This is a genomic window from Tepidimicrobium xylanilyticum (assembly GCF_900106765.1).
Classification (GTDB): domain Bacteria; phylum Bacillota; class Clostridia; order Tissierellales; family Tepidimicrobiaceae; genus Tepidimicrobium; species Tepidimicrobium xylanilyticum.
Map to the genome: position 1 here is coordinate 152751 of NZ_FNNG01000004.1, position 20476 is coordinate 173226.

Here is a 20476-nt window from a genome sequence, read left to right on the forward strand (position 1 = left end):
TCCCCCTTTTCTTTACCTAATATACCACCTGATAATCCTCTGTTTCAATGAATTCTTCCAAATATCTCCAGAGTTTTGTGGCAGGTTTTGGCTCTAAAACCCTTATAATCAAAGTGTAGACCTTGGTTTTCTTTCCATCGGATAGAATAAATTTGTTATCGTATCTTAAATCCAATACTTGTCCTGAACTTGGATATACATTACTTCCCTTAGATGTTTCAATAATAGGAGATACATTTCGTAAATCCAGTTCATAGGGAAGCTCTATATATATCCTTCCATTATTATCATCTATTTCCCCTTCTATACCTTTTATTTTAAAGGATTCTATTTTCATCTCGTCTTTGCCATCTTTATTGCTATCATCTTCATTTTTGGGTTCTTCTTGACCTGAACTAATTATTTTTACTGTATACAGATTTACATTTCCATCATCATCTGTTAATATATAGTCCTTATAATAATCTTTTAAAGAATTGCTTTCTTTATTTGGTTCTGGATCTATAGTCTTTCCAGTCCATTCAATGTCTGGAACTAAATCTTCAACATCAAATTTATCCAGCCCCTTTGGAAGTGTTAGTTTAATGGTATTGCCTATTATATCAGCTTCAACACCAGCTACTGAAAATTTTTCAATCCTGCTATTCCCCGCTGGAGATACATATTCTATATTTAAGTCGTATTCTATGGGACCATCTGGTGGCAATGGATATGGAATGATCTGCACCTTTTTTCTTTGGCTAAAGTCAGCTGGCTCTTTTAATCCAGGACTTATAGAAGTAGTGCTGTCCTTTGGTTCAAACTCCGCTTCATTTATGAAAACTTCCTCTAAATAGGTTCCAAAGGGAAATTTAAAATCAATAGATTGCTTTCTTACATCTATATGGCCTTCTACACCTCTTAGTACAAATTTTGTAAATCTATAACTTGCTTCTTGTTTTATAATAACCATTACCCTATATTCTCTTTGAGTCCCATCTTCTGCCGTTACTGTATATATAACTGCTCCTTTAGTAAAATCTTGCGGTTCAGTTTCATCAGGAGATATACTTACCCCTTGGTGATTAAAGGATACTATAAGATTTTTTAATTCATATTCATCAGTGTCAATTGGAAGCTCTATATTAACAATTCCCTTTTGATTATCTATATAGACTTTGGCATCTGAAAAACCTATCACCTTGCCAGCCAATATGTCTTTTTTCCCGCTCTTTACCCCTTCTTTCCTTTCTATTTTGACCCAATATTTTTTTGTGGTTATACCATCTTCTGCTGTTACCACATATTCTACATCTTTTGAAAAATCCTGTTTCTCCTCCGCACTTGGGGATATGGTTGCACCTCTGGGGATTTCTATTATAGGTATTATATTTTTTAATTCTTCATCTGATATTTCTCCTGGCAGCTCCACTGTAATAATGCCTAGTTCATGGTCTATGATGCCGTTTTTACCCAACAGCTCAAATCTTATAATTTCTGTATCTTTGCTAAATTCCTTGCTAAAATCAAAGGGCACTCCGTCATAGTATAAGGAGTAGGGTTTTCCTCCATTTTCTACGAAATTAATATACCACTGCAATGCATACATGCCTTGGTAGGTTGCCATGAAATTGTAAGTATTATTGGTATGTCCAAATCCGTCTATAGCAGGGGTTACAAATTTCTTTATCCAATTGACTATCATATTATCTTCTGGTCCTCTGGAAAATCTATAGTCGGAAAAAGGATCTATTCCCATGGAACAGAGGGCAATTATAACTTGAGATGTGGATTCACTATTTGCATCACCCCATGAAATCCCTAAAAAATCATCACTTAAAGGCTCTACCCCTTTGGCTGATTTAGAACCTGTAAACAATTCTACCCCTTCTTCTAATTTCTCCATTACTCTTTCCCCATAAATGGGATGATTTTGATATGGATATAAGGCCTGCATCAACATGGCCACCATGTCAATCCCAAATCTATCAGAACCGTATTCATGATCTAATAGAAATTCAATATAATCTTCCCTTTTTAAAACCGAATCAGCAGGTATAGAATAATTCCCCATGTCCAGTGCTATAAGGGAAAAAGCCGCCCCATTTATGCCACCAAGATTTTCGTTATACAGCATCTCCATTATATTGTTAACCTCTTTTCCAAAAGGTCTGTTTAAGTCTGTCCTAAAGGGCTTATCATTAATTTTAAATGGTTCCAGATTGGAAGCATCTATTCCCAAAGCAGTTAAAGTCATAGCAAATCTAGCAAAATCCGTAATCTTAGAGCTGGATAGTTCTCCTATTTCCTTATACATATCAAATCTTTCAGGCAAATCTTCATATGTTTTTCTTATTCCATCAGGGAATCCGTTATTTTTTCCCTCATAAAAGCCTATATTCATCCATTCCCAGTCTTCCGAAGTAGCTTCTTTTTTATATTTAGCATATATGTTGTCCCTCAGCTTCTTGAGCATATTCATATATTCTTCACTGGGGCCTACTTTTGCTTTGTCACTATATCTTACATAAACTTTATAGGTTTTCTGGTCTCCGTTTTCAGCGGTTACTGTATAATCGACGGGCCCTTTGGAAAAGTCCACTTCTTCAAAGCTGGCAGGTTCTACTTTTGCATTTGGAGAAACTTCAATAAAGGGTTTTACCTTTTTTAAATCAATAGATGAAGGAACCTCTACAACAATATCATTTCCTTCTATTTTGCCTTCTATAGTCCCCACCCTAAAGGACAGGATTTCATTTTCCGAAGAAGCTTCCCCAATAATTACCGCTACCTCATATTCCTTAGTAGCTCCTGACTCAGATATTACTTTATATGTCACAGGTTTTGTAAGGTCCTGTTCCTCTCCTGAATCTGGTATTATTTTAGCTCTATAATCAACCTTGATATAGGGCCTTAGTGCGGAAATATCTGAACCATAAGGTACTTCTATAAGAATCTTTCCCTTTTCATGGTCTATGTCAGCTACATAATCACCTATACTAAAATAAATAATTTCATTGTGACTAGACTTTCTAAAACTGATATTGAGATTGTAAATTTTTTCTAGCTCCTTATTTACTACTTTTATTTTTTTTATTTCCTCTGCATTTATAGTTTGGTCAACTGTTATTGGGATTTGACTGCCTTTTTCATCTATATAATAAGCAGATGTGCCTGTATGGAATAAATCTAAAGATAAATTTTTTAGATCAACTTCAAAGGGTATTTCTAAATCTATGGTATCTCCATTTATCTTTCCATATATTCTTTCCCCATATTTACTCGTATAGATTAGCGAATTTACTAGTGGGTCAGGTTCCTCGGGCAGTATCTTTACTATCCATTCTCTTTCCAAGTGGCTATAATCTTTTATACCATAATAATCGAGGTATTTTTCATGTATGGCATCAATGGGCTTTACTGAATAGATTGCTTCTCCATCTGTTTTTAAATTCCCTGATTTATGCCTTGCTACCACCCAGTCAGGGGTTGCTATCTTAATCTGTGATTCATCTAATTCCATATCCTTTGGAATGTATATGTTAACTAAAGAATTTTCCCTATCAATAATCCCTGCATATTCACCTATTCTAAAATCCAATATCTCTGCCTCATTTATCCTATGGGATTCTACGTAATCTACAATATCATAGAGCAGCGGGATAGATGCTTCTATTTTGGCCCTGGATAGATATATATCAAACCCTGATTCTGGTAATCTCCAATTATCTAAAAGCATCTGCTTCCATTCTCTAATTGCATTTAAGGCATAGGCCCTCAAAGTAGGATGATAGTCTCCTGCCTTTTTAGGCACTCCTTGATTTTCTATTGCATCTGCTAATCCTTGAAGTCTATTTAATGCTTTTATAAAGTCATCTTTTAAATCATCTACTTCTTTAGGGTCTACCCTTTGACTTCTATCGTAATTTTCCATAAACCATGCAGGCATGAAGTCTTCCCTAGTATCATTATCATAGGTAAATTTATATAGATGCTTTACTGGTAATTCATAGTTATGTTTTTTTCCATCTGGTACAAGTTCTCCCAATGGGGGGTTACTAAATCTGTCCTCCATTATATTCCAGGCCCTTGTTTCTGCTTTTGTAATAGTAGCCTCTTTAACATTTAGAGGAACAAAGGTAGTATATTTGATATATTTTCCCACTAAAGTATCATTTAAAATATTCTTGGGCATAATCGTGCCTGGATAAAAATGTTCCTTAGAGAATATCCTCTGAAAAACATAAGCCTTCCACTCAAATTTCCTATCATGAGCAAAAGCAAAACTTCCAGTTGAAAGTAAAATCGTAATTGCTAAAAGAAAGCTTAATATTCTTCTTAGTTTTAGGCTTTTTTTCATATGAATCTCCCTTATCTTCCTATATTTTATCTGGATAATATATGGGACAATATTGCCCCATATATTATCTTTAATTTTTTACTACCATTCAGGTCCACCTAGGTCTATACCCCAGTCAAAGGTATACCCCCATATCATAGTTTCATCACTTGCTGTTATTATATATTGGCTTGCTCCCATATTGGGGACCTCATCGTTCATCTTATAAATCCAGCCTGTTCTGTCATTCCACCACTCTTCAGGTGGAAAATCCTCTGGGTGTGTCTCCTGGAATAGTAAAGCTGGTAGAGTTTCATGACCATTTCTTCCAATTTCACTTACATATCCACTGTCTGCACCTATTGCATTAAGGTTCAGATATCTAGCACCTATTGCTCTTTTAAATACATCCATTGCTGACTCCCCTATATCTGCCAATACTATTACACTCAACTGTCCATTTTCCAAACCATCTACTGCATTCTGTACCCTATCTTTTGCTAAAGGATAGTCTTCTGCTAGTGGAACTACATAACCTTCTTTATTTTTGCTTTTATACCTTCCATCTATCCAATCATTTGCATTTTTTAAGTCAATGGCAACTATTATCGGTGTGTTTGTCCCCTTAATACCTGCATTTATTTGATAGGTTCTAAAAATTGTACTACCTGATTTCAGAACAAAATCCACATATCCATCACTAAAGTTTACACTCATGTTTGAAGTATATGGGACTCCATTTACTTCTAGACTATATTCTAAATCGTCAAACTCAGCTTCTATTTGTACATCACTTAAATCTACACTATTACTAGGAAACTCAATATACCCAGTATATCTGGTCACACCATTTACCTCTACAAATTTCATTTCCACTGAATATTCATTTGAACCATCTATTGCTTTTACCTCCAAAACTCCGTCATCCGGCAGTATTTCCATCTCTGCAAATGCAGACACACTCAATCCCAATACTAATACCAATGCTAACAACAAGCTAAATATTCTTTTCTTGCTTTTAAACATATTCTAATTCCCCCTTTAATAAATTTTTCTTTTAAGGACCCTATTCCCATAAGATATATCCTATTTCATTTTTTCACCCCCAAGCACAGTATTTATGATAAACTGCACTTCAGCCCCTGCTATTCTGTCCTTATGGCTGTCTGTGGACTTACTCTCATGGCGTTAATTGCAGGACCTAATGCAGATATTACAGCTACTAAACCTGCAAAAAGGACTCCACCTACGGCTAACCATGGTGGAATTATAGACCTTACTTCCATTTCTTTTAAAAGTACAGGCAACAGCCTTTGCAGACCAAAACTTAGTGCCAGGCCTATAATTCCCCCTATTATTCCAATTATCACTGCTTCTACTAAAAACATCTTTACTATATCCGTTAATTCACTGCCCAAAACTTTCAATATGCCTATTTCCTTCGTTCTTTCATTAATTGACATCATCATAGTATTGGCAGTACCTATTCCTGCTACCAAAAGGGATACTCCTCCTATGGCTGCAAGCACTCCCTGAATTTGCTTGGATTGTCTTCTAACTGACTCTAACATATCGTTTAAGGAGTAGGTTTCAAATCCTGCTGCTTTAATTGCAGCTATTACATCTTGTGCAGAGTCTGTGTCCTCAGCTTTTACCCATACCATCTGATAGGTTTGAAGTTTTGATAATTCATTGTCTTCCTCATCTTCTTTTGGTACTGAAGGCATATATTCTTCATTATCTTTCATTATTTCCTCCAAAATCTCATATTCCATGAATCCAGAAGTATCATAATTGCGGTTCTGATTGCTGCATATTCCTGTAACTTGAACTCTGTAATTTTTCCCCATAGGAAGTGCCCTGCCATCTTCCCCTGCTTGGTACTCACCCATTAAGGATTCATAATTAAAGGACATCCTAATATTAGATTTCATTGGATCTAGGGGCTTTTTAATGGAGGCAATTTCTATCTTTTCCCAGGTTTCCGGGTCCACAAAGGAGTCTTGGACATCGTCGGTTAGCATTATTTCAGGTCTTATTCTAGTACCTTTTAAAGGCAGTTCCCCTTCTAATGGAATCAATTGAAAACTAGGAGCAGTTTTCATATCTATACCGTAAAGTTTAATAAGGGTTATGTATTTCCCATTTTTTAAATATGGAAATACCTGCAAAACTGGTGTTACCGCCTCTACTCCATCTAATTTTTTAAAAGACATTACTGCTTTCTCGTTTAATAATGGCACTTTTCCCTTTTTGTCCCTTGGTGGCATTACATCTATTTTAGTTAAACTTCCCATTTCTTCTATGGTTTCCCTATAGGTCTGATCATAACCTAAACCTATTGAAACAAGTACCACTATAGATGCTACTCCTACCGTCATGGCTAAAGCCGTTAAAATTGTCCTTACCTTTCTTCTCCACAGATTTATAAAACCCATGCGGAAAAAGTCCCTAGTCCTCATCATAGTTTAAACCTACCCTTTTTTATCATATAATAGGCTCCTCCAATTAAAGCTAATGCCCCTAGAGTTCCTCCCACAATAAGGTCTTTATTTTTCTTGCTTTTGGTTTGGATTTGTTCTTCAACAATTTGACTGCCTAAATAATCCTCCTCTTTTATTACCAATTGAAAGGGTAACTCTTCCATGTATTCTGCTCCATCTATATCTTCATATTTTATAATAAAACTTCCTTGTATTTCGCCCGGGCTGGTCCCTATTATTTGAAAGTCTACATCAGTTTTAGCTGCTGGCAGCAAATCTCCCCCATAGTATTCCTCTACCATTGCTAGACCTTCCCCTTCTACATCCACCTGTAAATTAAATATTTTTCCCTTGCCTTTATTCATTATGGGTATGGTTACTGCAATTGGTTCTCCCTTAGCGTGTTCTGCCCCATAGATTGCAGGCTCACCTAAGGATACCTTTACTTCTTGTTTTATTTCCAATACTATTGCTTGAGAATAGGTTCCTTTAGTTACTTTAGGAGTTTCATACTCCATATTAACTACTATTATGGAAGTTGGGTTGACAGCTGTTGGGAGTGCTTTTAAATAAAAGGTTCTAGTTGCGGTTTTTTCTGGCCCCAAATAGTCAATATAGGCACTATCACTTTTGCCTATATCTGGCATTAATTCTTCTTCAGCCAATGTTAAAGCAATACTTGCATTTTTTATACTCTTATTCTTTGAAGTATTTTGCAGCTTCAGCGTTAGTTCGAAGGGTTTGCCAGCATATATGGTTTCTGGATTTGTGGTATAGGATACAACCATAAGTTTTGGTACAGAATCTGGAAGCTCTACTGGTTCTTTAGGTTCTTCTTTACCCTTAATTACATTTATATAGGCAGAAAACAAACTTTCTTCCATCTTCCCATTTTCCATATATGTAGCTCTAAAGTTTATGGGTTTAGCTCCTGAGGTAACCTCTGGGGATATCGTAAATTCATATTCTAGCGTAATTACATCCCTGGGATTCATTCGAGGTATCTTTCTTCCATAATTGACTACTTCTACTATGAAAGGCCATTCGTCTAATGAAGTGGATATTACGGGATGAATATTTATATCAGTTAATGTACCTCCATTGTTTATTATTGGTATTTTGAACTTTATCCTTTCTCCTGCATTCCCTTGAGGTGCCGGAATCAAAGAACCATCCTTTTCTACTGTAGCAACACTTAGTGCCCCCATTTCATTTGTAACCTTAGATTCGCTACCATTTTCTGTTACATTTACATAGGCAAACAATTCAAATTCTACATCTTCCTTTATTTGAGTCCCATTTATATCATCTTTTCTCCAAATTGTAGCATTTATCAAAAATGGAACTGGATAAACCCCTTTTTGGGCCCTTTGAGATATAGTAAAATCATAAAATACGTCTGCTCGGCTGTTGTAAGTCATATCTTTTATTCTTTTAATATAGCTGGCATTATCAATTTCAAAAGGCCAATTTTCTATTTCAGATCTTTCAGTAGGAATGATTGGCTCTATGGTAATATTTCTAAGTACGTAATTTAAGCTGGGTACATATTCCCTATTAACTGCTAAGGGCAATTCTATTCGCACCTTATCTCCTGGTTTACCAACTACTGCCTTAGTACCTGTATCTGCTATTACAATGGCTTTTTTATCGCTTACTTCGATTTTATCCTGTCCCGGTTTGTTTTGCTTAGGAGTAGTGGTAGTATCATCTGCTGCATAATTAGCAGATGGCTTATATGCAAATATAAATGAAATTAATAATATAAGCACTAATATGCCTATAAAACCTTTTCTTTTTAGATTCAATGATTTTCCTCCTTATTCAGTTTTGAATTTATGATTTTTCCATCCTCCAAATATATGGTCTTTTCTATATAATCCCTTGTGTCCTCATCATGAGATACTAATACAAAGGTTGTCCCCTTTTCCTTGAAAAGTTTTTCTAATAATTCCATTACTTGTTCACTTGTCTTTGTATCTAAATTTCCTGTAGGTTCATCTGCAAAAACTATTGGTGGGTTTGTAACCAAGGCTCTAGCTATACCTACACGTTGCTGCTGCCCTCCAGACATTTCATTTGGTTTATGATTTGCATGGGAGTATATCCCTACTTGTTCCATAATTTCTTTGGCCATTTTTTCCCTTTCTTTAGGAGCTACCCCCCTTAATATCAAGGGAAGGGCTACATTTTCTAATGCTGTATATTGAGGTAATAAATTGTAAGATTGAAATATAAAGCCTATATTTTCCCTCCTGAATCTGATTCGTTCTCTTTCATTCATTTTTTCAATATGACCACCAGCAATTATTATTTCACCAGATGTAACCTTTTCCAATCCAGCCATTAAATTTAAAAGTGTTGACTTGCCCGAGCCAGAACGTCCAGCTATCCTAAGCATTTCTCCCTTTTTTATGGACAGATCTATTCCATTTACAGCCTTAATTATGTTTTTTCCTAAGATAAACTCTTTCCGGACTTTTTTTAATTTTATGTATCCTTCCAATCAAATCCCATCCTTTACTATTAATCACCTATCCATTCTTGTCCTAAATCTTTGCCTAGATTACAGGTATAGTTCCATTCGATTACATCTCCACCTTTAAGCACATATGCTCCTGCTCCATAGTTTGGATACCAGCCATTTACACAGTACATCCAGCCACTCCAACGACCACCATCAAACTCATATAAATTATTAATTCCTTCTACATAGGCGGATCCCCCTTCGCCTCTATAACTTACGTGAAACTTATACTGTTCTTTAGCCATGAGTAATACATCTAATACCGTATCCCCTTCTTTAATTCTAAATTCTGTATTAGCTAATATTATCCCACTTTTAGGTACTATACCCTGCCACTCTGGATTATCAGCCATACCTTTAGCTACAGCTGTATCACAGCGAATTTGCATGGTTACTATATTTTCCTTTTTACGCTTTTCTTTTTGTTCTCTTTCTTTTTTCTCCTTCTCTTTTTTAGCTTTTTTTGTGGCTTTTTTCTGTTCTTCTGTTGCTTTTTCTTCTACATTTTTGTTCTCTTCTTGGTCCTTATTATTTTCTTCAGGACCCTTCTTTGTATTTTGACTAAGCTTCCTTATTTCCTCCTGAAACTTATTTATTGTTTCTTCTTCTTTTTTATTTTTTTCTTCATTTATTTTATCTTCCTTTATTTTATCTTCCTTGGCCTTTTCAAGGACTAGGTCTTGGATAGATGCTTCATTCTTTTTTCTCTTTTCCTTAGATTCCAATAACTTTTCCCAAGGTGATCTCCTTTCTTTGGAATCTGTGGCATTCGAATTGATATTTTCCCTTTCTTCCTCATGGATTTTGGATGAATCATGGAATTCTACTTTTTCATTTCTTAACTTGGCTAACATGGACTCAGAACTCTGGCTTTCACTAATTTCCTCTGCACTGGTATCCATCCAATATTCAATCTCTAGCTTATTAGTTTGTCCAAAGACCACATCTTCAGAAAAATAATCTTTTATTCCCCTAAAAATCTGTATGTTCCCCAAAATAATTATTATAGATAACAATAGTAACAGGAAAACGTTTCTCTTCTTCATTTAACTCCCCTCCGTTCCTAATCCATACTCGGCATTGTTGCTGTATTAAAAAATGCCTTAACCACCATAGGTTAAGGCATTTATAGGCCCGTTCATATAAAAACAACACAAAAATACACATTACCTTAAACCCAGGAAGGTATATGTTACATTGCAGTTTAGGCAGGTCTCCTGACTTATGGTTCATAGTTTACCTTCGCCTTCCCAAGATAAGTCTCAGTGGCAGTTTGAAGGGTCACTCACCAATTACAGTGGCCGGTCCGTTCAGGATTTTCACCTGATTCCCTTTTAATCTTTACTTAAAAAGAACCTAAACCTTATATTCAATTTTTACCATCTAATTATAGTCTATATTTCATTATATATTCTGTCAACAATATTTTTATTGTATTAGCTTAACATATTTGTCAATTGGCTATTGGAGTCATGTAAATTTTTTAGAAACCTTCTTTCTTGGAATTTTCCCTTTTTATTAAGAAGGTGGAAACCAAAGCAGTTAATGGAATGGTTAGAACCAATCCAATGCTGCCCGATAGGGACCTTACTATTTCCGTTGCAATAATGTCCAAATTTATGACTTTAATCATAGAGGTTTCATAGGCCATGAATAGGAGCAATAAAGGTATGGAGCTGCCAGTATAGGCTAATATCAATGTATTGGTCATAGTCCCCATTATATCCCTTCCTACATTCATGCCTGAATTAAATAATTCCTTCCTTGTAAAGCTTTTATTGGCATTGTGTATTTCCTCTATAGATGAGGCTATAGACATCCCTACATCCATTATGGCACCTAGAGCTCCTAATATGATTCCTGAAAACAATAGGCCTCGAAAATCGAAATCCACCCTTTGGGGGATGAACATGAGCATGGTAGCTTCTTCACTGCTAAGGCCCGTTAACCTAACCTGGCTGCCAACAAAGTAGGCTATAATTCCAGCAATAATCACACCACTACAAGTACCTATTATGGCAGAAATGCTCTTAGTATTAATTCCTGCAATAAATAAAATGGTAATTATGGTAATGACTATGGCAGCTAAAACGGAAATAGGAATTGGATTTATTCCTTTCAACATCAAGGGCAACAATATCTTTACAATTATAAATATGGTAATGCCCAAAGTCAATATAGCTTTCAACCCTTTTCCTCTCCCAATGGCCAGGATTAACAGTATGAACAAGGCTAAAAGATAGAAAACATAGCTTTGTCGAGCATAATCCGTTATGTAAACTTCTACAAAATCCTCTTCATATTCTTCAATGCCTACTATTACCCTATCCCCTTCTTTTACCACAATATCATAGGCCATATTGTTGGATAGGTTGTTTTCCACCTCAAATATTTGGCCTTTGAACTTCCCACTAAGTATTTGAAGCTTTACATATTGGACTTGGCCTAGTAAACCTTCTATTTCTTCAATATTCTCCCCTTCCTCTACTTCTAAAACAATAGCTCTTTCCATATGTATTTCCGTTGGTTCCATATAATCGCTGTAAACTTTTAATGGGATCAATAGCACTAACAGGAGAATAACCCAAATTTTATCATTCATATTAAACCTCCAATATTTATTACTATGAATATTATAATATACTAGGCCCCATTTTCTTTCAATCTACATATAGGTATTTAATCCAAAAAAACCTCATCAATTTAAGCCTTATTTCGTCATTTTTCTTCCTAACCTCTGGTGAACAATATACTCTAATCCCATCTATATCATATCTATGGTAGAGAGATTCATCTTTAGGTATTACCATCTCAACAGATGGTTCTATACATGTTAATCAACCTTTAGCAGCCACAATTAGCTTAATGGTAATTGCCTTATCCTTACAGTTCCTTTCTATAAATTCTCTGGCCTTTGGGTCAATAGTAATCTTCATCCCTATCCTCCTCTTTTTTTCTATCTACATTATTATATATATAGGGGTATGATATCGATCCACGTTACTCCTAATTGTCAACTGAGCCAGGTAATAGTTTATCTACTATCGCCTGGCTCAATTCAAATACTCAAGTATCCCTTTTTTTATAGCATAAGCCATTTTCCTTTTGTATTCATCATCTTTTAATAATCTGTTTTCCTCTAGATTTGTAATAAACCCTACTTCTAATAATACTCCCGTATATTCAGTTTCCCTTAATATGAAAAAATCCTCCGATAAAACTTCAGCTCTTATTGTATCATCCTTTAAATATTGGTCATAAAGGTAAAGGTCTATGGAATGGGCAATTTTTTCTGCCAACTCCTTCCCATCTTCCGACCCTGGAAAATGGTATATTTTTGCTCCTCTAGCCGATGAGCTTTTGCTGGAATTTACATGAATGCTTATGTAAATTAAGGGTTCATTGGAATTTATGATATTTCGTCTAGCATCTAAATCCCTTCTATATCTTGATGAATTGATACTACTTAAGTGTTCCAAGGATTCATCTCTTTCCCTAGTCATTACTACATTAAACCCTTCCACTATTAATTCTTTCTTCAATTTTATCCCTATATCCAAATTAATATCCTTTTCTAAGATATCCTTAGGATTTCCGGTACCTCCATCTATTCCTCCATGCCCTGGATCTAATACAATAGTCTGGTTTAGCTTATAACTAAATATCCTAGTTACCCTCTGGTTTCTAAAGATGGCTATGCCAATTATGATAATAAGTAAAAAACCTATTAATAGTAATATTTTTCTATTTAACTTTATTACATGAATTCTTGGTTTCCCAGCCATTTTTCCCCCTAAAATAATTCTATTGCTTTTATTTTATATTATTTTTCATTCCCCGTTAATAGAACAAAAAGGAAAAAAGAGTTTTAATCCATTAATATTATCTTACTTATTGTGATTTGAGCCGGGAAGCTTTCAGCCATCACTGAGTAAAAGACTGTTAAAAGAGAGCAGATTACCTGCTCTCTTGACTAAATTACTTAGCTTGCTCTAATGCATTTTTAACTGCATCTTTCCATCCATTGGAAGTTTCTGTAGCTGTGGCTATAGCGTCTACATCATAGCTTTGTTTTTCTATCATTTCTTCCGCCATATCCACCCTAAATTGTTTTAAATTGGGTCTACCATCTTCGCCAATCCACTCATCATAGTCCACTTCTTCCCCTTCTGGTGTCATCCTTTTAAGTACAATATTGGTTATTTGACCACCTTCTATGGTCACTTCAGCTTCCTCATAGCCAAATTCCCTTTTTTCGCCTTGCCCAATATAGGTTCCATCCTTGTAAGTCACATCCCCATTAGATGTATCGGAAGAACCGCAAGCTGTTAAGGTTAAGGCTAATGATGTAATTAATAGTAGGACTAAAAAGATCTTTGTAATCCCTTTCACCTCATTCCCCCCTTCTTTCTAAAAATACAATTCAAAGGTCTTGGCTATAAGGAAAAACCTTATAGCCAAGGATGTAATCCTTTATCCCATTGTAATATGTTGTTTTACCTACTTCCCCTTTTAATCCATTCTGCCACCATCACTGTTCTCTTTGCCTGATGCTTTACTGCAGCTTCTACATTCTCTATCATCTTTCCTTCTCCATCGACTGTTACACTAGTTCCATAAGGATTTCCTCCTGCCACATAAACGGATTTATCAGTATATCCCGGTGGAACGATTATGGCTCCCCAATGCATCATGGAAACATAAAGGCTTTGGATGGTAGCCTCCTGCCCGCCATGAGGATTTCCTGCAGAAGACATGGCAGATACAACCTTATTTACCAGCTTACCTTGCGCCCACACTCCTCCTGTAGTATCTAAGAACTGTTTCATCTGAGATGACACATTACCATAACGGGTTGGAGTGCTAAATATAATAGCGTCTGCCCAAACTAAATCATCAGGTGTGGCTATTGGGACATCTTTTGTGGCTTCAACATGAGCCTTCCAGGCTGCATTTGAGTCAATGGCTGCTTGCGAAGCTAGTTCTGGTACCTTTAACACCCTTACCTCCGCACCTGCTTCCTTTGCAGCTTCCTCTGCCCATTTTGCTAATTGGTAGTTAGTTCCGGTGGAACTATAATATATAACAGCTAATTTTACTTTATCCATACAAATTCCCCTTTCAAAATATCTATCTAATCTACAGTTTGAAGATTATCAATCTTACTAAAATATTACCCTACCTTATTTATATTATTCATACTTTTTAAAATATTACCAACCTACACTTTCAATAAAAAAGACGACCCTTTTTTTGGATCGTCTAATTTATTTTATATATATATATATTCTCTAATGCAATCTATTACAAAGTCGATGTCTTTTTTATTTACATCCTTATTTGTCACAAATCTAAATATGCTTCCACCATCGTTAACCTTTATACCTTTTTCTAATAGGTATTCAACAAATTCCTTAGAATTGAAATCCTTTATGCTTATCTCACAGAATACCATATTGATCTGGACTTTATCCAAATCCACTGAAAACCCTTCTATTTCATTTAAATTTTGGGCTAAATACTTTGCATTCTGATGGTCTTCTTCAAGCCTATTAACCATCTTTTCCAGAGAAATTATTCCACAGGCAGCAAGAACTCCCGCTTGTCTCATGCCACCGCCTAATAGTTTTCTCATCTTTCCAGCCTTTTTTATAAACTCCTTAGAACCACAAAGCAATGATCCTACAGGAGAACATAGCCCTTTAGATATACAAAAGGTTACGGAATCTGCATATTGGGCAATTTCCTTTGCTTCCACTCTCAAATAGGTGGCAGCGTTAAAAAGCCTAGCCCCGTCTAAATGGACTGGGATACCATATTCTTTAGCTACCCGATATAATTCCTCCATCTCTTCTAAGGTTACTACAGTTCCATTTCCTAAAGCATTTTCTAAACATAGTAATCCCGTTGTTGGATTATGGATATCCTCATCTCTAATCCTTTTTATCACATCTTCTTTATATATTTTATCGTCTGGGTTGTCCACAACAGAGTAACTGACACCCGATAACCTTGCTGCAGCACCCACCTCATGTTGAACGATATGGCTATTAGCTCCTACTATTATCTCATCTCCCAACTTAGTATGAACCATAATGGCTATTTGGTTCCCCATGGTTCCAGAAGGAACAAATAATGCTGCCTCTTTACCTACCATTTGTGCTGCTAATTCTTCCAACCTATTAACCGTTGGATCATCGCCATAAACATCGTCTCCAACTTCAGCTTCATACATAGCTTTTCTCATTTCTTCTGTTGGGTGAGTTACCGTATCACTTCTTAAATCGATGTATCTCATCGTATCATCCTTTCGAGTTATCTATATTCTTCCCCTATCTTGTCCAAGAAAAACCATACACAACATACCAGGTCCAGTATGGGTACCTATTATTGGCCCTACATAATTTATCATTACATCTTTTACCCTTACTTCCTTTAAAAGCAGTTCCTTTAGATATTCAGCCTCGTCTAAACAATCCCCATGATTGATAAATATTACCTGCTCTTCTGGATTGACTATGTTTAATTTAAGTACATCTAATAGAGTTTTGATGGACTTTTTCCTTCCTCTAATCTTTTTAATAACATTTAATTTACCATAATCATCTACATTAAGCAGAGGTTTTATATCTAATAAAGTCCCTACAGCAGCGCTAGCAGAGGAAATTCGCCCACCCCGCTTTAAATGTTCTAGGCTATCCACGACAAACCAATGGTTAACTTTTAGTTTGTTTTCCTCAACCCATTGAATTATTTCCTCCTTGGACTTTCCTTCCTTTAACATTTGAGATACGTAAAATATTATTGCTCCTTGTCCAACAGATGCACTCCTTGAATCTATAAGGGTTATGTCTAATGAAGGATTTTCTTCTAATAACATATTTCTAGCCAAAATTGCATTGTTAAAAGTAGAACTTAATTGGGAAGAAAATCCAATATAGATTACAGAATAGCCTTCTGAGGTAAATTTCCTGAAATTTTCTTCAAAAGTAAAAGCAGTTATTTGAGATGTGGTAGGCATACTGCCTTTCCTTATTCTATTATAAAATTCCTTATAGTCTAACGATTTTCCAAAATCATCAGAGTAATCTTCACCATCCATATGGTATGTAAAGGGTATAACATGAATATTGCTTTCCTTAATAAAATCATATGGCAAATCACAACAAGAGTCGGTCATCACTATCGTCTTCATTTAGGTTGAACCTCCCTTTAGTAAATATAAAATATATTTGCACTATATATCTATTATACATATTAACATAATATGTTTAGGAAAATATTTTATTAGCTAGGAAAAATAATGGCCTATTTATAATCAAAAACGCCCTCTTATACTCTCTAGTATAAAAGGGCGTTTATCTCAATATAGCCTATAAGTAAGAATCAATTAAATTTTATAGTTTACCTACCAAGTCGATTCCAGGTTTTAGAGTTTCATCTCCCGGTTTCCATCTAGCAGGACATACTTGATCTCCATGTTTTGCAACAAATTGAGCAGCTTGAACCTTTCTCAATAATTCAGAAGCATCTCTACCTATACTGTTTTCGTTAACTTCATAAGCTACGATCTTTCCTGCTGGGTTAACTACAAAACTTCCTCTTAAAGCTACTCCTTCATCTTCTAAATATACTCCAAAGTCTCTACAAAGCTTTCCAGTTGGGTCAGCTAACATTGGGAATTTAATCTTCTTAATGGTGTCTGAAGTATCATGCCAAGCCTTGTGCACCCAATGGGTATCTGTTGATACTGAATATACTTCTGCGTCAATTTTTTTGAATTCTTCATAAAGATCAGCTACGTCCTCTAGTTCTGTTGGACATACAAAAGTAAAATCTGCAGGATAGAAAATAAATACTGACCACTTGCCTAGCAAGTCTTCCTTACTAATATCCTTAAAGTCTCCGTCAACAAAAGCCTTTACTGTGAAATCTGATATTTCTTTACCTATAAGTGACATAAAGTACTCTCCTCCTTAATGTATTTTTATTTTATCCGGTTACACCGGCAAGGTTCATATTAAGATTGTTCCCTACAACTAGAACAAACACCTTTGAAATACATGCTCCTATTTTCTATATGAACTCCCGTATACCCTTCCAAGTATTGGTCCATTTCTGTTAGCAATTCTTTTAGATTGTCGATTTCAGCATCAAATACTTCGCCACATTTCCTACACATTACATGAATATGGTCGTGGGTGTTAATATCAAATCGATCAGGAGCATCCCCAAGGGTAATCCTTAATACTTCACCAGATTCAGCCATAAGGCCTAAATTACGATATACTGTACCCAAACTAATATTAGGATAGAATTCCCTAATATATTCATATATTTCTGTAGCAGTTGGATGATCCAATTTCATCAAAGCATCCTCTATCATCATTTTTTGAGCACTATATCGCTTGTTCATAATAATAACTCCTATCTAGTAGTAATCGTTACTATTATTATATCCTAACCTGCTAAAATGTCAATAGCTTTTTATAAAATTTTTACTGCTCTTATTTTTTCCATCCAAAAACTTTATATTCCTCTGTTAGAGATAGTCTCGCAGAAACGTTTTAATCTATGTAGCTATTACCCACAATAAATTAATTCCATTAAATTAGCCACTATACGCCTATCCTCATTAGTACAGCCGATTGGCAAGGCAGAAATAAAACACCATAATATTGACATTAGCATAATTAACCAATATAATACTATAGACATAGAACTTGAATTTAATGAATCAATTTGAACCTTTTATGGATAATTAACATATATATTAACATAATTAATAATATGGTTTAATTAGTATAGTAGGTGTTTCTATGGATAAAAACAATTATAAGAAAGTTCAACAAATTCTATTTACCATTTTATTAGCCAATATAATGGTTGCTGCACTAAAAATAATCATTGGTTCAATTATTAATAGTGCCAGCTTGGTGGCTGATGGATTCCACTCCCTTTCAGATGGTTCTTCTAATGTGGTTGGGCTAATAGGCATCTTTTTTGCATCTAAACCTGAAGATGAAGATCATCCCTATGGACATAATAAATATGAAACTTTGGCTGGTTTATTTATATCTATTATGTTATTTTTTGCTGCTGGGAAGATTATTTTAAATGCAGTTGGAAGATTTAAAGTACCAATAATTCCCGAAATAACGCTAGAAAGCCTTATGGTGTTAATTTTTACTTTAATCGTTAATATAGCCGTTTCCATTATAGAATATAGAAAAGGAGAAGAACTTAATAGTCAAATTCTCATTTCAGATTCAAAACATACAAAAAGTGATATTTTCATATCTTTAGGAGTGTTGGCCACCCTAATTTGTGTTAAGTTAGGTCTACCACCTATAATAGACCCTATGGTTTCATTGGTAGTAGCTGGCTTCATTATTCATGCAGGGTATGAAATCTATAAGGAAAATAGCGATGTGCTTCTTGACGGTGTGGCTATTGATTCAGAGGAGATAAAGAAGATTGTAATGAGCTTTGAAGAGGTTAAAGATGTCCATAAAATAAGAAGTAGAGGCACCATGAACAATCTAAATATTGACCTACATATAATGGTCAATTCTAGTTTGGATGTGGAAAAAACTCATAAGCTAGTTCACGATATAGAAGATGCCATTAAGGAAAAATATAATAAGAATTTACAATTAATAGCCCATGTTGAGCCATACGAGGAAGAATAATTCAATGGACAATTGTTCGGGTTTATACCTGGGTTTTTTATGGGAACACAGGGTGCAGTCCACTGCCCCCTGTCCCAACCTTCATTCAACTACATGCTGTTTTGTTCTGACCATATTACCCCATTCTTGCTTTTTAAATGGGTTAAAGGCTCCTAGTCTGTATAATGAGCAAAGCTGCCTATATCCAAAAGATTCTATTATGCAGCAGAGGAGTTGTTTATAAACTATATCATTAGGCAAATCCTTCCCAAATAAGCATTTATCCAATAATACTGCTATTATAGATACAACCATATTGTACCCCATGTACACTAATAGATATAATATAAAGAATTTAGTATTTATTATCTTCAAAATAAAGGAGACTATTATAGTCGTAATCCCCAGTATTTCCAATAAAGGTGTTACATATTCAAATAGTAGAAAATATGGATATGCTATAATTCCAACGGTGCCATATTTAAAATTAAAATTCATAAACCAATGGTTTTTAAGGCTTTCACCCATTCCCGTATGCCAACGCCTTCTTTGTTTCTTCAATACCCTATGGCTTTCAGGTACTTGAGTCCAACAAATAGCATCTGGTACATAAGCTATTTTATAGGGTAATTTGTTTTTCCTATAAAAAGCATGCATCTTTACCACAATTTCCATATCTTCACCTATTACCCCAAATGAATATCCGCCCACATTGACCACAGCCTGCTTATTATAGATTCCAAAAGCCCCCGATACTATCATGTTTGCATTCAATCCATTAAGAGCAACCCTTGAATTAAGAAATACCCTTAAATATTCGATCATTTGGAATATAACCATTTTTCTCTTTGGAACCCTTGTATCCACAACCTTACCTTTGTCGAGTACAACTTGATTTGAAACTTTTATATTACCCCCAACGGCAATTGTATCATCGCTTTCCAGAAATGGTTCAACAATCTTTTTTAACGAGTCAGACTGTAGCATAGAATCGGCATCCACACATACGAACAAGGGATATCTACTTATGTTGATTCCCATATTAAGCGCATCAGACTTTCCCCCATTTTCCTAATTAACTAGTACAACTTTAATTTCCCCATCATTTTCATATACCTCTTTCATCTCTTTGCTCGGAACCAATTTATTAATGGGTCTTGCTACTTGCTTTAAATTGAAATAGTCAATGATCACCTTTGCTGTATCATCCGTTGAGCCATCATTTATAATTACTATTTCATATTCAGGATAATCAAGGTTTAATAATGAATTTATAGTATCGATTATCGTTACCTCTTCGTTATATGCAGGAACCAGTATGGAAACGGGAATATAATTCATATCATTTTTTAGTATAGAATAGCTCATGTGCCTCTTTCTTACAAAAAATCGTCTAAATTCAGCGATGCTAATATAGTTGTAAAAAAGAATACTATAGCATAAATAAACATATAGAAGGAAAAGAATACATTTATAT

At 35.1% G+C, this 20476-nt stretch carries 16 protein-coding genes, 1 pseudogene and 1 riboswitch; of the genes and pseudogenes, 1 reads left to right on the forward strand and 16 read right to left on the reverse strand.

Translation table 11 applies throughout. The features are described 5' to 3' along the window. Positions 1-16: 16 nt before the first annotated feature. From BLV68_RS06370 to BLV68_RS06440, 15 genes are all read right to left on the reverse strand, one after another. On the reverse strand, positions 17-4339 hold the full coding sequence (locus BLV68_RS06370) for a DUF5018 domain-containing protein (RefSeq protein WP_093751990.1): 4323 nt from the start codon (positions 4337-4339) through the stop codon (positions 17-19). A gap of 81 nt (positions 4340-4420) precedes the next feature. Further along, a complete protein-coding gene (locus tag BLV68_RS06375; RefSeq protein ID WP_093751992.1) occupies positions 4421-5344 on the reverse strand; it encodes a DUF4430 domain-containing protein in 924 nt (307 codons plus the stop codon). A 119-nt stretch (positions 5345-5463) separates the two neighbouring features. Beyond that, positions 5464-6783 carry an ABC transporter permease gene (locus tag BLV68_RS06380; RefSeq protein WP_093751994.1) on the reverse strand — a complete coding sequence of 440 codons (1320 nt, stop codon included), beginning with the start codon at positions 6781-6783 and terminating at the stop codon, positions 5464-5466. Beyond that, positions 6780-8609, reverse strand: coding sequence for a COG1361 family protein (locus tag BLV68_RS06385; RefSeq protein WP_093751996.1), 1830 nt, complete (start codon positions 8607-8609; stop codon positions 6780-6782). The genes BLV68_RS06380 and BLV68_RS06385 overlap by 4 nt, the downstream gene beginning before the upstream one ends. Beyond that, on the reverse strand, positions 8606-9307 hold the full coding sequence (locus tag BLV68_RS06390; protein WP_093751998.1) for an ABC transporter ATP-binding protein: 702 nt from the start codon (positions 9305-9307) through the stop codon (positions 8606-8608). Before BLV68_RS06390 ends, BLV68_RS06385 begins: the two co-directional genes overlap by 4 nt. A 20-nt stretch (positions 9308-9327) precedes the next feature. Continuing rightward, entirely contained in the window at positions 9328-10374 is a 1047-nt protein-coding gene (locus tag BLV68_RS15730) for a DUF4430 domain-containing protein (RefSeq protein WP_200773678.1), read from the reverse strand. Between the two features lie 144 nt (positions 10375-10518). Next, a riboswitch (cobalamin riboswitch) is annotated at positions 10519-10703 on the reverse strand. A gap of 108 nt (positions 10704-10811) precedes the next feature. After that, on the reverse strand, positions 10812-11930 hold the full coding sequence (locus BLV68_RS06405; RefSeq protein ID WP_093752000.1) for a YibE/F family protein: 1119 nt from the start codon (positions 11928-11930) through the stop codon (positions 10812-10814). A gap of 58 nt (positions 11931-11988) precedes the next feature. Next, the gene (locus tag BLV68_RS16270) at positions 11989-12156 is read right to left on the reverse strand and encodes a CC/Se motif family (seleno)protein (protein ID WP_317920886.1); all 168 of its coding nucleotides are present in this window, start codon (positions 12154-12156) and stop codon (positions 11989-11991) included. A 225-nt stretch (positions 12157-12381) separates the two neighbouring features. Continuing rightward, positions 12382-13113, reverse strand: a complete 732-nt coding sequence (locus tag BLV68_RS06410) for an N-acetylmuramoyl-L-alanine amidase family protein (protein WP_093752002.1) — start codon at positions 13111-13113, stop codon at positions 12382-12384. 193 nt (positions 13114-13306) lie between these two features. Continuing rightward, positions 13307-13720, reverse strand: coding sequence for an FMN-binding protein (locus tag BLV68_RS06415; RefSeq protein ID WP_093752004.1), 414 nt, complete (start codon positions 13718-13720; stop codon positions 13307-13309). Between the two features lie 104 nt (positions 13721-13824). Continuing rightward, positions 13825-14436, reverse strand: a complete 612-nt coding sequence (gene wrbA, locus BLV68_RS06420) for an NAD(P)H:quinone oxidoreductase (protein ID WP_093752006.1) — start codon at positions 14434-14436, stop codon at positions 13825-13827. 164 nt (positions 14437-14600) lie between these two features. Further along, complete coding sequence (gene ltaE, locus BLV68_RS06425) at positions 14601-15626, reverse strand: low-specificity L-threonine aldolase (protein ID WP_093752008.1); 1026 nt, start codon at positions 15624-15626, stop codon at positions 14601-14603. A 21-nt stretch (positions 15627-15647) separates the two neighbouring features. Continuing rightward, the gene (locus tag BLV68_RS06430; protein WP_093752010.1) at positions 15648-16523 is read right to left on the reverse strand and encodes a DegV family protein; all 876 of its coding nucleotides are present in this window, start codon (positions 16521-16523) and stop codon (positions 15648-15650) included. A gap of 202 nt (positions 16524-16725) precedes the next feature. After that, entirely contained in the window at positions 16726-17289 is a 564-nt protein-coding gene (ahpC, locus tag BLV68_RS06435) for an alkyl hydroperoxide reductase subunit C (RefSeq protein WP_093752012.1), read from the reverse strand. 59 nt (positions 17290-17348) lie between these two features. Continuing rightward, positions 17349-17744 (reverse strand): Fur family transcriptional regulator, encoded by a 396-nt coding sequence (locus BLV68_RS06440; protein WP_093752014.1) that lies wholly within the window; start codon positions 17742-17744, stop codon positions 17349-17351. A 403-nt stretch (positions 17745-18147) separates the two neighbouring features. Here BLV68_RS06440 and BLV68_RS06445 point away from each other — a divergent pair, with 403 nt between their 5' ends. Beyond that, the gene (locus tag BLV68_RS06445; RefSeq protein ID WP_093752016.1) at positions 18148-19020 is read left to right on the forward strand and encodes a cation diffusion facilitator family transporter; all 873 of its coding nucleotides are present in this window, start codon (positions 18148-18150) and stop codon (positions 19018-19020) included. Between the two features lie 81 nt (positions 19021-19101). On the opposite strand, the pseudogene BLV68_RS06450 reads toward BLV68_RS06445, so the two are convergent. Next, positions 19102-20367, reverse strand: a pseudogene (locus BLV68_RS06450) (glycosyltransferase family 2 protein). Positions 20368-20476 lie beyond the last annotated feature (109 nt).

Coding starts and splice junctions, on each gene's coding strand:
- BLV68_RS06370 (WP_093751990.1), bottom strand. CDS start 4,339: ATGAAAAAAAGCCTAAAACTAAGAAGAATATTAAGCTTTCTTTTAGCA.
- BLV68_RS06375 (WP_093751992.1), bottom strand. CDS start 5,344: ATGTTTAAAAGCAAGAAAAGAATATTTAGCTTGTTGTTAGCATTGGTA.
- BLV68_RS06380 (WP_093751994.1), bottom strand. CDS start 6,783: ATGATGAGGACTAGGGACTTTTTCCGCATGGGTTTTATAAATCTGTGG.
- BLV68_RS15730 (WP_200773678.1), bottom strand. CDS start 10,374: ATGAAGAAGAGAAACGTTTTCCTGTTACTATTGTTATCTATAATAATT.
- BLV68_RS06405 (WP_093752000.1), bottom strand. CDS start 11,930: ATGAATGATAAAATTTGGGTTATTCTCCTGTTAGTGCTATTGATCCCA.
- BLV68_RS06410 (WP_093752002.1), bottom strand. CDS start 13,113: ATGGCTGGGAAACCAAGAATTCATGTAATAAAGTTAAATAGAAAAATA.
- wrbA (WP_093752006.1), bottom strand. CDS start 14,436: ATGGATAAAGTAAAATTAGCTGTTATATATTATAGTTCCACCGGAACT.
- ltaE (WP_093752008.1), bottom strand. CDS start 15,626: ATGAGATACATCGATTTAAGAAGTGATACGGTAACTCACCCAACAGAA.
- BLV68_RS06430 (WP_093752010.1), bottom strand. CDS start 16,523: ATGAAGACGATAGTGATGACCGACTCTTGTTGTGATTTGCCATATGAT.
- ahpC (WP_093752012.1), bottom strand. CDS start 17,289: ATGTCACTTATAGGTAAAGAAATATCAGATTTCACAGTAAAGGCTTTT.
- BLV68_RS06440 (WP_093752014.1), bottom strand. CDS start 17,744: ATGAACAAGCGATATAGTGCTCAAAAAATGATGATAGAGGATGCTTTG.
- BLV68_RS06445 (WP_093752016.1), top strand. CDS start 18,148: ATGGATAAAAACAATTATAAGAAAGTTCAACAAATTCTATTTACCATT.